The following is a 12,883-nucleotide window of genomic DNA, read 5'->3' as shown; positions in this document are numbered from 1 at the left end:
CAGAGCGGAGGTTCATCAATGAGCGATGCAACAGAATCAAAATTTATCAGCCTTGCCATGATCGTTTTTGGTGCGGGCTTGATTTTTTTGGTGGAAACAAAACTGTCAGAGGCAGCAAGTTTGAATTCATGGGTTTTAGCTTCAGCTCCCGAATTACCCAAAGAGGAGGGGCGCCGTATAGTCAACTAGAAAAGGCTTACAGGAGGCATCGCTTATGGTCAACAGTATAACCACAATTTGTTATGCATCATGTCTTGTTTTCAATCGAGTTCGATATTATTTGTTATGGCAGCCGAGTGCTGAGTTTGGGGATCGATTTGTTCTGTCAAAACCCGACCGAGCATTATTGATAACCGAAAAACATGAGGAACTATTATCATTTGCTGAAGAGATGAAACTGACGGTCGCTCCTGAGGAACCGGTAGTAATCGACTTTGATGATTTTTGGCGGCATCTTATGCACTTGAAAAATGGGGAGCCTCTTTCAAAAGAAGCTTGTAGAGCCATATTAAATGGTTGGAATGTAATGGAGGATTTTGCGCGAACATTTGGCATCCGAAATGACTTGCTATCTCGAGGAGAGGGGCGAGCAATACAAAAAGCATATGAAAATGTTTTCTATGGCGCCGATGTGTTGGATAGTACTGCTCCAGATGAATTGCTGCCCACTGTATTAACCAGCCGTGAAACCACAGTGGTGGTGAGTTTCATTGAAGGGCTGCGGAAAAATATCTCGAAAATATTGCTCAGGAGTGAGAAAGTGCCAGCTATTTTTTAGAGCACCTCAAAAAAGCCGCCCCACTCTTGGGATATTTTACCTCTTCAAGGGGTGTGCTATATTCAGCTCCAAAGAGACAACACCGATGAGTCGGTGGGAGTCAAATTTCTGGGGAATAGCACTGATCGTCGGCGGGATATTCGTTCTAAAATACTGGAGTACTTAAAAGCCCAACAAAAAAACAGAAGCCCCAAAAACTCACCAAGAGACAAAACGAGACATATTGCAAAAATCTCTTGAAAGCAGACCACAAGTCATTTCACACCACCGGCTCTAAAATACTTCAAAAAACCAGCAGCCAACAAACCCCAAGCACCACAACATATAGAATGCAGCAAAATTTCAGCAGCAAAAAATCACAAAAACACATAAAAGCCCTGCTTATTATTTTACTTTTTTTTGCGCCACCTCCCTCAGGCGCCGACCAGGAAAAATATCAATTACAACGATATGAAATACGCGAACTCACGTTATTGGAAACAACAAAAACCAGGAAATCATGGCTTGCCTGCATCGAAACACCAGATGGGAAAAAATTGATCGCAAAAGCTGGACAAGGGGTAGGAGAAGATTCAGCAATAATAACCTCAATCGGAAAAAACAGTATAACCATAAACCAGCTACGCCAAGTAAACGGCGGCGACTGGATTGAATACAAATTCATCTGGCCAAAATCAAAAGAACCCCCCCAATCCCCCTGCGACTGGAGCAACGACAAATTCCAAAAAATAAATTAAGAAAGAAGACTTCGAACTGCTTGTGATCCAACGCCCGGAAATCGTGACTTGCCCGCTGCCGGCGTCCTGCGGTCTTCGGATTCATCGCGACAGACCATCAGACCAAAGCGCCCATGGCACAAAATAATTCACTAAACTTTGCTAAAAAACTGCCGTTACATACAAGTGAGCAAACATCCTAAGCCTGGTGATTAACATGACAAACATCAACACATCACCCCCAAAAAGCCAGAGCAGCCAGATAACCGCAGCAAAATACAATACAATCACCAAAGAAAAGGCAGGCTCAAGAGAAGTAGAGCACCAAGCAGATGCCGAAAGCATTCCGAGCATAAAAATCAGTGGCCGAGCCTTGATGCTCTCCCGGCTCTTTAACCAAAACAATGAAAACACGGAAATTCCTGTTGAGACCAACACAACAGACTCTGCAATAACTGGAAGCAAAAGCATCGTTCACTGGCTGACAAACGAAGATCGCACCACCCTAGAAAAAGCATACGAGTATGCCAACGCGAACGGAATCGACTTACGGTATGTAGACGACCTTGCCAGCGACATGGCCATGTACCGATATACAAAATCTGTTACTCGCGGAGATATCTACGATCTGGAAGGACACAAAGTAACATTTGACTTTACTGATGCTGAAAGAAATATTGCAGACAGAATCAAAAATAGCGCCGCAGCAAACGAAACACGAATTGACCGCGGATTCCTTGAGTGGGTTTTAGACAGCTCAAAACCTAACCACGCAGTTAAGTTTGAATTCCTTGAACTCATGGTACACGAGCTACCCGCCAATGAAGCCAAAAGCAACACTTATTCCGGCGAAGATTTCAAATCCTACATTGGCGGACCCAATGAAATTGTTACCCGTGTATCGACCGAAGTAAATACCTACTACACCTCATTCAAGCCTGATTATGTATCCATCAATGGCGTTGGCAGATGGCTCACTGACAGCAAAGATGGAGGCACAGAAAAAGAACAAAACACCACGATAAACAATCTCTTGAAACAACAGGAGACCCTAGCCATGACGCTACTTCAGTATTTAATTAGCGAAAACCAGAACAACAAACACACCAAAACATAGTCATCCATCAAGCCACATTTAACTATCAATCGCGAACAAAACTGTGCCATCGCTGCGTCGCTTCAACTGATCACTCGGCACATTCCGGACACGATGGGTAGCGATGCGCTAACGGCGTTGTAGAAAAACCGCTCAAGAAATACCGGATGAGCGTACGGAAAACCAAGCATGAACAAAACCTGCCTGGTAAAACTGAACCGGTGATTCGAAGCCGCCGCGCTTGATGATTTGTTTAAGCTCATCAGGCGGAAGAATCGCCACATCTTTTTCCCACGCTGAATGTACTTTATCGATGGCATCAGCGGGGACGTTTGCGGCATGCAGCATCGTTACCCATGCTTTCAGCAGTGCTTGATATTCCGGTGAACCGACCGTCGATGACAAATCCGCACTCACCAATATTCCTTTGGGTTTCAGTCTCGCCGAAATGGCGCGAAAGAATCTGGATCGTTCCTGCTGGTCGAGTAGGAACTGCGAGACCATAAAACAAGTCGCGGCATCATGAAGTTCTATGTCTGGCAATGACTCCACGTAAGCTTCATAAAAGTCACAGCGAGAGATGAAGCCCTCGCTTTTGGCTCTTTGGCGGCATACATCAAGCATCGCACCAGAGGGTTCTACCGCAGTAAATTTCCAGTTCGGAAACCTTTTGGCCAAATAGGAAAGCTCCGCGCCAGCGCCTAATCCAACACAAAGTATGCGGGCATCCTGTGGCAGCTCTGAAAAAATCCATTCGAGTTGAAAGTAGAGCCCTTCGTGAATTGGTGCGAGTTTCTTTTGCTGCGCCTCATAGCCTGACGCTTGTTTGTCAAAAACGGCCTTGAGTTCTTCCTGATTCATGTAACAGTAGCTCCGGTGAACTGTGCAGTTAGTCAGGTAGTCTGACAACCAGTTCCATTTCGACTTGAAGATCTGGCGCCGCCAGCGCCGCTACGCCAACACCAGTAATACAAGGTTGCGCTCCTGAAAAAGTTGCCAGAAACGGTGGCATGAGCTCTTCCAGTCTTTCAGGTGTGAGGTTGACCACATAAACACGTGCAATCACCACATCATGCGGAGCCGCTCCGACTGCATCCAGGGCAGCTTTTGCGTTGAGCGAGACGATGCTCATTTGCTCGGCCAAGTTATTGGGAACCACCTGACCATCAGGCCGCCAAGCGACCTGCCCTGAGATGTATGCCATCCGCCCAGGCTCAACGATTGAAATTTGCGAATAACCCATTTCGCCAGCGTTTGGTAATGTCGAGGGATTAAGGCGGACAATTGAATTCATCGTACTTTCTCTGAAAGGTAATGATCTAGCGAATGAAACGATAAACCACAGAACGTCGGCTGCGGGAAAGAGGAAAACCCAGGGAAACCCTTGCATTGAAGGTTGCTGGAGGGCCGGTGGATTGCGCTGGATTGTAATGTCAAAAGGCTTGTGTCTTGAGCGCCTTGAAATGCGATGGTCCCGGTCGTTTGGACAGCCACCGGGCAGGAATAAGCTAAGGCCGGGCCTGGCAGTGCCCGGGGGGACTGACGGTGGCGGTGCGCTTCAGCGTCCCCCCAGCCGCCCCTCCAGCCTTCCCTCCCGGAACACGAACCGGACTGGGGCCACCTGTTCGAGGGCCCGTAGCATTCCGGCTTCGTCATCCAGGAGGAACACGCCGCTGATGCGGATATGGGCCAGGGTGGGGTCCAGGGGGCCTATGGGCTGGCGGCGGTAACGGTTCAGTTCCTGCACCACCTGGGCCAGGGGGGCGGCATCAAACAGCAGCTGGCCCCGGCTCCAGGCCAGGGCCGCCGTCGCGTCCACCGGGTGGGCCGGACTCAGGCCCCGGGCGTCGAATTCCAGCTGCTGCCCGGCCCCGATGACGGGGGAGCGCAGGCCCAGGGCGGGCAGCTCCACTTCCACCCGGCCTTCGGCCACGGTCACCCGGGTGCCGCCGACATCGGTCCGTACGGCAAAGCGGGTGCCGATGTCGCGCACCACCCCGCCCCCGGCCAGCACCTCGAAGGGCCGCGCCGGATCGGCGGCCACCGCCACCAGGATCTCGCCCCGCTCCAGCTCCAGCTGGCGCTGACGGCCGTCCTGGCGCACCCGCAGCCGGGTATCCGGCCCCAGGTCCAGCTCGCTGCCATCGGCCAGGCGCAGATGCTGGCGCTCCCCCGGCGCCGTCTCGATCCGCCCCGCCAGGGTGGCCCAGCCCAGCCAGGCGGCGCATAGGAGCATGCCGGCCACCCCGGCCGCTGCCCCCAGCAGCCGCCGACGCCGGGTGCGGGGGCGGGCCCGGGGGCCCAGTCCTGCCGACAGGGTCCACAACTCCTCCAGAATCGCGTACTCCCGCTGATGCCGGGGGTCCGCCTGGCGCCAGCGGGCAAAGGCGGCCCGCTCCCTGTCGGTGAGCTGCTCGCCCCGCAACCGGGCGAACCAGCTGGCGGCTTCCTCCTGGATGGCCGCCAGGTCAGCAGCATCGTCTGGGGCATGGAGCGTCACGGGCACTCCCTTACTCCACCCAGCAGCGCCGCAATTGCAGCATGGCCCGGGCCAGGTGGGCTTCGACCATCTTTGCCGAGATGGCCAGCTGCCCGGCGATTTCCCGCTGCTTCAGACCTTCGAAGCGGAACAGGAAGAACACCTGGCGGCACTTGGGCGGCAGGGCGTCCAGGCCCTCGGCCACGGCCTGGAGCCGCTGCCGGGCGGCGACGATGCGGCCCGGGTCGGAAACGGGATCGAGCAGGATATCGCCATATTCCTCCAGGGATTCCGGGGCCGGCCGGCTGCGCTCCGCCCGCTGCAGGTCGATGGCGAGATTGCGGGCGGCCTGGATGAGAAAGCCCCGGGGATTGTCGATCACCGCCTCCCGGGGCCGCAGCAGGAGTTTCAGGAACAGGTCCTGGGTGGCTTCCCGCCCGGCTTCGGGGCAACCCAGGCGGCGCACCAGGTAGGCGCGCACGGCCCCTGCATGCTCCCGGTAGAGGCGGGTCAGATCAGAGTTGATGGCAGATGACACGGGGAGGCAGGCGTTGCGGACATGCCCGGATGCTAATGCCGCACCCCCTGCCCCAGGCTGCGACAAGTTGTCGCAGCAAGCTGAAGACGCATGGGGAAAACGCCGCCACTTCCGTCATGAGGGAAAAGGCCTCGTTGCCAACACTCATCAACACAGGGAGAAAAACATGTCATCACGCCGATCGGCCAAGCTGCCGCTAACCCGGCTCGCCGCCACGCTGATCCTCGCCCTCCAGGCCGGTGCCGTCCTGGCCGGACCTGCCGTCCAGTTCGACATCCCGGCCCAGCCCCTGGCCTCGGCCTTGCGCAGCCTGGCCAGCCAGGCGGGCATCCAGCTGGTGTTCACGCCGGAACAGGTGGGCACCGGGCAAAGCCCGGCCCTCCAGGGCGAAATGAGCGTCGATGCCGCCTTCACCCGCCTGCTCGCCCAGAGCACCCTGGAATTCAGACAGGATGGGGAGCGCAGCTACCTGCTGGTGGAGCGGAGCAGTCCGGGCCGGGCGCTGGCCCTGCCGGAAACCACGGTGACCGCCACCCGGACGGAACGCCGGGTGGAAGACGTGCCCGCCAGCGTCACGGTGATCGGGTCCCGGGACATCGCCACCCAGCAGCCCCGGCATGCGGCCGATCTGCTGCGCAACGTGGAAGGGGTGGATGTGGCCGGTTACGGCTCCCCGGCTACCCTCCCCAACGTGATCCTGCGGGGGGTGGGCGGCTCCTTCGGGGGCCAGACCAGCCAGACGCTCATCGACGGGCTGCCCATGGAATCCCCGGTGGCCGGCATCCACCTGGGCCTGCAGGCCCTGGACCTCCAGGATCTGGACAAGGTGGAAATCCTGCGGGGGCCCGCCTCGGCCCTCTACGGCCCCAGCGCCGTGGGCGGCGTGGTGAACTTCATTCCCAAACGCTGGCAGGGCGCCCCGGGTGCCGAATTCAACCTGGGCGCCGGCTCCCACGGGGCCACCCAGCTTGCCGCCGCCGTGGGCGGGGCCTGGGATGTGTTCGACTTCCGCCTCTCCGGCAGCACCTACCGGACCGACGGCTACACGCCCCAGCCCGAGGCTGACCCCTGGGGCTCCCGGGACCTGGATTCCCGGGACGGCAAGCAACGGAAGCTGGGCCTGAGCATGGCCTTGCGTCCGGCCCAGAACCAGGAACTCACCTTTGCCGTCCGCAACAGCGACAGCAGCTCCGACTGGCTGGGCGGCCACCCCAACTACCGGTTTAACAACGACACCGAGAGCTACGACCTGGGCTACCGCTACGAAATGGAGAATGGCGGCGTCCTCAAGGCGCGCTACCGCCATTCCCGCCAGAAAACCCGCATCCGCTTCGACGATGAACAGGTCAACGGCAACACGGGCAGTCTGGACCTGGCAGAAGTGGACGACCGGGTCGAGGACAACGACTATCTTGACCTGCAGGCCGATCTGCGCCTGCATCCGGCCAACACCCTGACCCTGGGTTACGCCTACAGCCAGGGCAAGTACACCACCCGCTGGGAGGACGTGATCTGGGGCGGCGGTAGCGAAAGCGTCTCGAAAAGCCGGCTGACCGGCTTCTTCCTCCAGGACGAACACCGCTTTTCCGACCGGCTCAGCCTGCTGCTGGGCGGCCGCTGGGATCACTACAAGTTCGAAGGGGATACCCAGGACGGCGAACCCACGGGCAAGGATTCCAGCGACCGGGTCTTCAATCCGCGCCTGGGGGCCCGCTACAAGCTGAGCGACGATACCTCCCTCTACGTGACCGCCGGCAGCGCCTATGTGCCCGCCCTCAACTTCCTGAAATTCCGTGGCAACCCCAACTGGATCGACAACCCGGGGCTGAAGCCGGAAACCTCCACCTCCTATGAAATCGGCGCCAATCACCGCCAGGGCAGCTGGTCCATGCGCGCCGCCCTGTTCCATACCGATTACGAGGACAAGATTTCCTCAATCCAGGTGCAGGGCAAGCGCTGGCAATTCCAGAACATTGGCAAAGTGGCCATAGACGGGCTGGAACTGGCCGTGGAAGGCCAGCTGGGGAACTGGTATCCCTACGCCAACTACAGCTACACGGATTCGCGCATCAAGAAGAATCCCAGCGATCCCCTGACCGAAGGCAAGGAGGTGCAGCGGATCGCACCCCACAAGTTCAACCTGGGCGTGACCTACGCCCCCTCCAGCCAGCTTTATGTCCGGCTTGCAGGCCGCTACGTGGATAGCTACTACTTCAACGACCGCAACACCGCTGTCGCCCGCAATCCCGCCCATTTCGTCGCCGACGCCAAGATCGGCTGGCAACTGCCCTGGCTGAGCCAGATGCGCAAGGCCGAACTCAGCCTGGCGATCAACAACCTCTTCGACCGGCACTACCGCGAACAGCAGTACGAGTACGCGGATGGCCGCAATGTCTGGCTGAACCTGTCCACCCGCTTCTAGGTGCTGCCCAGTAAAGCTGCGGGCTTGCCGCGCCATGGCTCCGCTTCACGCAGACATGGCCGGCCGGCCCCCTTTTCCGGCAAGGGTTTCCGGCGCCTGCTCGGCTGGGCCCTGCTGTTGCTGGTGACCGCCGCCTGGGCGGAAGGGGATGAAGTCTCGCTCATCACGGCGGCCGACATTGCCCGGGAAAAACCGGCCGACCTGGTGGAAATGCTGCGCAGCCGGGTCGGGCTTGACGTCAGCAACAGCGTCGTCAGCATGCGGGGGGTGCAGGGGATCGCCGTCTTCGTGGATGGTTTTGCCTCGTCGGCGGCCGAGTTCTCCCGCCTGCGGCCGGAGCAGATCGAGCGGATCGAAATCCTGCGCGGTGCCGCCTCCGCCCGTTTCGGTGCGGAGGCGATGGGCGGCGCCATCGCCATCACCACCCGCGATGCGCACCAGGTGCACGGCAGCCTGACCCAGGGGGTGGATTCCCGGCGCGGCCATTTCACCCGTGTCGATGGCGGCTACGACCGTGGTGGCCTCGGCTGGTCCCTGCTGGCGGAAAAGGCCTGGGAGCACGGCTTTCGCAGCGTGCCCGACTCGCCTTTCCCCTACCAGATCACCGTGGATGACGAGTCCGGCCAGTCCTGGCTGGTCGACAGCAAGCTGGGCTGGCGGGGCGAAGACCTGGAACTTTCCCTCAACCTGAAACGGGATAAGGGCTATTCCTTCTTCGGCCGCCCCAACTGGGCCTTCGATACCCGGACCGACAACGTCCGTTCCCGCGTGCGCTGGCAGGCCGGTCCTCTGCTGAGTCTGGAGGGGGCCCTTGGCGAAGAGCGCTACCGTTCCGCTGGCGTAAGGGACCGGGGTACCGGCACCGATGCCGCTGGCCTGGCCGCCGAAAACTGGCTGACCGGCCATTCCCGGCAGCGCGAAGGGAATCTGGCCCTGGTCTGGCAGGGCGAAGGATGGCAGGCCCGCAGCGGCGTGAATGTGGTCGAGCTGGTCGAGTCCTTCGTCAATGCCGATTACGCCAGCCGCAGCCCGACCCGCAGCGCCGATTCGCGCATCCGCAAGGAGGCCTGGTTTGCCTCGGCGGAACTGCCCCTGGGTCCAGGCCGGCTGGAACTGGGGCTGCGCCGGGATCTGCAGCGCTACCTGTCCTCGCGGGTCTACGCTGCCGGGCCGCCGGCCCAGGAAACGGCAGGGGGCGGCATGCTGAAAACCGCCACCAGCCCGAAAATCGCCTACGCCCTGCCGGTAAGCGACCACTACCGCCTGCGCGCCAGTCTGGGCACCGGCTTCTCCCCACCCCAGGCGTCCCAGCTCTACAACGGTTATGTCAGTACCGGCAGCGTCACCCTCGCCAATCCGGCGCTCAAGCCCGAGCTGTCCACCACTGCCGATCTCGCCCTCTCCCATACCGACGCAGCGGGCAGCTGGGGGCTCACCCTGTTCGCCACCCGCTGGCAGGACAAGATCGCCACGCGCATCGTCAGCTACGGCATGCCGAACATCTCGCAACCCCAGAACGTCGGCGAAGTGCGCTCCCATGGGCTGGAAGCCAGCTGGTCCCGGAGCCTGACCCCCGCCTGGTCGCTGGCGGCCAACTACACCTACAACCGGACCCGGGTGGTGAAGAACGATGCCGATCCTGCGGTGGTCGGCAAGGAGCTGCCCGACATGCCGCGCCACAAGGCCAACCTTTCCCTCAACTACAGCCCCGCCGCCGACTTCACCGCACGTCTGAAACTGCGGGCGGCCGGCAGCGCCTTCACCGACGACGCCAACACCGTTGTCGATGCCCAGGGTTATCGCTGGCGGAAGGCCGGCTACGGGGTTCTCGATCTGGCCGCCAGCTGGCGGCAACCGGCCTGGGAATTCACCCTGGCCGTCGACAACGCCCTCGACCGGGATTACGTCCAGGGCTTCTTCTGGCACGGCGAACCGCGCACTTGGCGCGGCGAACTGACTTTGCGTTTCTGATGGAGGCTTCCATGCAAACCCAGCGTTTTCTTCTGACGGCCATCACCCTGGCCGCCTGCCTTGCCACACCGGCCTGGGCCTGCCGCCCTTTCGGTTCCTACCAGTTCGTCGAGGACAGGACGGGCGGCATCTGGTTCACCGAAGGGGACAACAACGCCGTCTCGCGGCTGGCGCCGGACGGCAGCGTCAAGGCCTACAAACTGCCGACCCGGGCGGCCGAGCCGTCTTCCCTGGCCCTGGACGGCAAGGGCCAGCTCTGGTTCGTGGAGATGGGCGCCGGCCGCATCGGCCGCCTCGGCAAGAACGGACGGATCACCGAGTACCCGACGCCAAACGGCCATCCCGGCCAGGTGGCGGTGGATGAACGGGGCGAAGCCTGGTTCACCCAGATGTCGGGGCACGAGAATGGCAGCGCCCATGGCGAGCACGACCACGCCAATATCGCCAAGGTCGGCCGTATCGACCGGCAGGGCCGGATGCATGACTACCCAACGCCCGAGGGCTGGCCCACCTCGCTCGCCTTCGATGGCCGCCACCAGGCCTGGGTCACCCTGCTGGTGCCCGGCCGCGACGGCGGCAAGCCCCAGGGACGCCTGGCCCGCCTGTCGCGCGACGGGCAATGGCAGATCGCCGCCGCCTGGGACAACAGCTGCCCCAGCAACCTGGCCCGGCTGCCCGATGGCGGGCTCGCCTTTTCCGACCATTGCCGCAACGTCCTCACCCGGCTGGCCCCCGATGGCCGCCAGCAGGCACAGAAACTGCCCGCCGGCACCTACATCCAGCAACTGGCGGCGGGCAGGGACGGCAGCCTGTGGTTTACCGGCGACGAGAAGAGCCGCTTGGGGCGCATCGACCTGAGTGGCCGGGTCAGCTATCTGGAACGCCCGGAAAACGGCGACCAGACCATGGCCCTGCTGGTGACGCGCCAGGGCGATGTGGTGTTCTCGGAGTTTTACAACTACAACATCAACCGCCTGAAGCAAAGCGGCGAGTACGTGGAACACCTGATCAACGTGGATGAGCGCCACCAGGCCCAGGAGGCCAGGGAGGGCGAGGTCTGCTACGTCCAGTTCGGTGCCCGCATCGCCGCCAAGGCAGAAATGGACGCCAAACGGGCGGAAGAAGTGCGCAACGGCCGCTTCAAGCCGGACGGCCAGGGGACCGAGAAGCTGGTGGAACAGAAGTGCCTGACCTGCCACGACAGCCGCCGCCTGCTGCTGTCGCGCCGCAGCGACTGGACGCCGAGCCTCACGCGCATGCACGACTACCGCAACCTGCGCGGCGTACAGGCCCTGAGCCCGGAGGAAACCCAGCGTCTGGTGCGCTATTTCAACACCTACTACGGGCTGATCCAGTAATCCCGGCCGGGGTGGCGGTGACCGGGCGGCAGGGATTCAGCCACCCGGCGGCTGCATCGGGTAGAGGCTGGAGAGGGCGATGCTGAGCCCGTTGGGCTGGACCATGCGCACATGTTCCCGGCGCAGTTCCCGGGGGTGCTTGAGGCCACAGGAGTGGGCGATCATGGCGATCTCCCGGTTCATGTTGCGGGCGTAGTGGGCCACCCGCTCGGCCTTGTCCTCCACCACCAGGCCCCGCTGCAGGCGGGGATTGTGGGTGGCGATGCCGGTGGGACAGGTGTTGGTGTGGCAGCGCAGGGCCTGGATGCAGCCCAGGGAGAACATGAAGCCCCGGGCGGTATTGACGAAATCGGCACCGCAAGCCAGGGCCCAGGCAGCCTTGGCCGGGGTCACCAGCTTGCCCGCCGCCACCAGCCGGATGCGCTGCCGCAGGCCGCTTTCCACCAGGGCATCCACCACCCGGGGCAGGCCTTCCATGATGGACAGGGACATGTGGTCGGCCAGGGCCTGGGGCGCCGCCCCGGAGCCCCCCTCGCCCCCGTCGATGACGAGAAAATCCGGGGCGGAGGCGAGGCCCCGGCGCTGGACCGCCTCGGCCAGATCATGCAGGAAGCTCCAGCCGCCGATGGCGGTCTTGATGCCCACGGGCTTGCCGGTCAGATCCCGCACCCACTCGATCCGGTCGAGCAGCTGCTCCACGTCGGCGATGTCCGGATGCCGGTTCGGGGAGAGGGAGTCCTGGCCCACCGGGATACCCCGGATCAGGGCGATTTCCGGGGTCACCTTGCCCGCCGGCAGGACGCCGCCCTTGCCCGGCTTGGCCCCCTGGGAAAGCTTGATCTCGAAGGCCCGCACCTGCTCGTGGGCCGCCATCTGCCGCAACTTCTCCGGATCCAGGGCCCCGGCCCCGTCCCGCACCCCGTACTTGGCGGTGCCGATCTGGAAGATGATGTCGCAGCCCCCTTCCAGGTGATAGGGGGAAAGCCCGCCCTCGCCGGTGTCCACCCAGCAGCCGGCCATGGCGGCGCCCCGGGACAGGGCCTGGACCGCCGGCCGGGAAATGGCGCCGTAACTCATGGCGCTCACATTCACCAGGGAGGTGGCGGTAAAGGGCTGGCGGCACCAGCCCTCGCCGATCACCAGGGGCGGGGTGGGCAGCTTGTCCTCCTCCAGCACCGGAAACGGGTCATTGACGAAGATGATGGCCCCGTTTTCCTGGTTGTTGTAGGTGGAACCGAAGCCGATGATGCCCCCCTCGTCCTTGGCCAGGCGGTAGATCCAGCCCCGGGTGGCCCGGTTGAAGGGCATTTCTTCCCGGTCGTTCAGGAAGAAGTACTGGCGGAAATATTCGCCCAGGCGCTCGAAGAAGAAGCGCAGGTGGCCGATCACCGGAAAATTGCGCAGCACCGTGTGGCGCTTCTGGGTGATGTCGCGCAGGTACCAGAACAGCAGTCCCAGGAACAGGGCCAGGGCCGCGATCACCCCGATGCCGATGTGAAATACGCTCTGCAGGCCAGACACGGCG

The 12,883-nt window shown here is 61.1% G+C and carries 12 protein-coding genes; 7 read left to right on the top strand and 5 right to left on the bottom strand.

Annotated elements, in window-relative coordinates; translation table 11 throughout:
• The first annotated feature begins 18 nt into the window (after positions 1-18).
• From G474_RS23125 to G474_RS23115, 4 genes are all read left to right on the top strand, one after another.
• The gene (locus G474_RS23125) at positions 19-189 is read left to right on the top strand and encodes a hypothetical protein (RefSeq protein WP_156919121.1); all 171 of its coding nucleotides are present in this window, start codon (positions 19-21) and stop codon (positions 187-189) included.
• A 25-nt stretch (positions 190-214) separates the two neighbouring features.
• A complete protein-coding gene (locus tag G474_RS23120) occupies positions 215-778 on the top strand; it encodes a hypothetical protein (RefSeq protein WP_156919120.1) in 564 nt (187 codons plus the stop codon).
• A gap of 236 nt (positions 779-1,014) precedes the next feature.
• A complete protein-coding gene (locus G474_RS22375; protein ID WP_156919119.1) occupies positions 1,015-1,515 on the top strand; it encodes a pilus assembly protein PilP in 501 nt (166 codons plus the stop codon).
• A gap of 196 nt (positions 1,516-1,711) precedes the next feature.
• Positions 1,712-2,611 carry a hypothetical protein gene (locus tag G474_RS23115; RefSeq protein ID WP_156919118.1) on the top strand — a complete coding sequence of 300 codons (900 nt, stop codon included), beginning with the start codon at positions 1,712-1,714 and terminating at the stop codon, positions 2,609-2,611.
• A gap of 132 nt (positions 2,612-2,743) precedes the next feature.
• Here G474_RS23115 and G474_RS22370 read toward each other — a convergent pair whose 3' ends face one another.
• The 4 genes from G474_RS22370 to G474_RS0102565 form a co-directional block, all read right to left on the bottom strand.
• Positions 2,744-3,451: a class I SAM-dependent methyltransferase gene (locus G474_RS22370; protein ID WP_084513528.1), complete on the bottom strand. Its 708-nt coding sequence runs from the start codon at positions 3,449-3,451 to the stop codon at positions 2,744-2,746.
• Between the two features lie 28 nt (positions 3,452-3,479).
• On the bottom strand, positions 3,480-3,884 hold the full coding sequence (locus G474_RS22365) for a RidA family protein (protein WP_084513527.1): 405 nt from the start codon (positions 3,882-3,884) through the stop codon (positions 3,480-3,482).
• A 264-nt stretch (positions 3,885-4,148) separates the two neighbouring features.
• A complete protein-coding gene (locus G474_RS0102570; protein WP_169729484.1) occupies positions 4,149-5,090 on the bottom strand; it encodes a FecR family protein in 942 nt (313 codons plus the stop codon).
• Positions 5,091-5,100: 10 nt separating this feature from the next.
• Positions 5,101-5,607 carry an RNA polymerase sigma factor gene (locus tag G474_RS0102565; protein ID WP_026685614.1) on the bottom strand — a complete coding sequence of 169 codons (507 nt, stop codon included), beginning with the start codon at positions 5,605-5,607 and terminating at the stop codon, positions 5,101-5,103.
• Positions 5,608-5,773: 166 nt separating this feature from the next.
• Here G474_RS0102565 and G474_RS0102560 point away from each other — a divergent pair, with 166 nt between their 5' ends.
• The 3 genes from G474_RS0102560 to G474_RS0102550 are packed head-to-tail and all read left to right on the top strand — an operon-like array spanning position 5,774 to position 11,358.
• Complete coding sequence (locus G474_RS0102560; RefSeq protein ID WP_026685613.1) at positions 5,774-8,029, top strand: TonB-dependent receptor; 2,256 nt, start codon at positions 5,774-5,776, stop codon at positions 8,027-8,029.
• 24 nt (positions 8,030-8,053) lie between these two features.
• Complete coding sequence (locus G474_RS0102555) at positions 8,054-10,000, top strand: TonB-dependent receptor (protein ID WP_026685612.1); 1,947 nt, start codon at positions 8,054-8,056, stop codon at positions 9,998-10,000.
• Positions 10,001-10,011: 11 nt separating this feature from the next.
• Positions 10,012-11,358, top strand: coding sequence for a Vgb family protein (locus G474_RS0102550; protein ID WP_026685611.1), 1,347 nt, complete (start codon positions 10,012-10,014; stop codon positions 11,356-11,358).
• Positions 11,359-11,394: 36 nt separating this feature from the next.
• Here G474_RS0102550 and G474_RS0102545 read toward each other — a convergent pair whose 3' ends face one another.
• Complete coding sequence (locus G474_RS0102545; protein WP_026685610.1) at positions 11,395-12,879, bottom strand: FMN-binding glutamate synthase family protein; 1,485 nt, start codon at positions 12,877-12,879, stop codon at positions 11,395-11,397.
• Positions 12,880-12,883: the final 4 nt, after the last annotated feature.

The sequence above is a fragment of the Azovibrio restrictus DSM 23866 genome (assembly GCF_000429665.1).
GTDB classification, from domain to species: Bacteria; Pseudomonadota; Gammaproteobacteria; order Burkholderiales; family Rhodocyclaceae; genus Azovibrio; species Azovibrio restrictus.
Note: the sequence above shows the minus strand (reverse complement) of the source record. Positions and strands in the feature narration are given on the sequence as shown.

Bases quoted from the DNA above. Each gene is read 5' to 3' on its own strand.
- G474_RS0102550 (WP_026685611.1), top strand. From the start codon at position 10,012: ATGCAAACCCAGCGTTTTCTTCTGACGGCCATCACCCTGGCCGCCTGC.
- G474_RS23125 (WP_156919121.1), top strand. From the start codon at position 19: ATGAGCGATGCAACAGAATCAAAATTTATCAGCCTTGCCATGATCGTT.
- G474_RS22365 (WP_084513527.1), bottom strand. From the start codon at position 3,884: ATGAATTCAATTGTCCGCCTTAATCCCTCGACATTACCAAACGCTGGC.
- G474_RS22370 (WP_084513528.1), bottom strand. From the start codon at position 3,451: ATGAATCAGGAAGAACTCAAGGCCGTTTTTGACAAACAAGCGTCAGGC.
- G474_RS0102560 (WP_026685613.1), top strand. From the start codon at position 5,774: ATGTCATCACGCCGATCGGCCAAGCTGCCGCTAACCCGGCTCGCCGCC.
- G474_RS23120 (WP_156919120.1), top strand. From the start codon at position 215: ATGGTCAACAGTATAACCACAATTTGTTATGCATCATGTCTTGTTTTC.
- G474_RS23115 (WP_156919118.1), top strand. From the start codon at position 1,712: ATGACAAACATCAACACATCACCCCCAAAAAGCCAGAGCAGCCAGATA.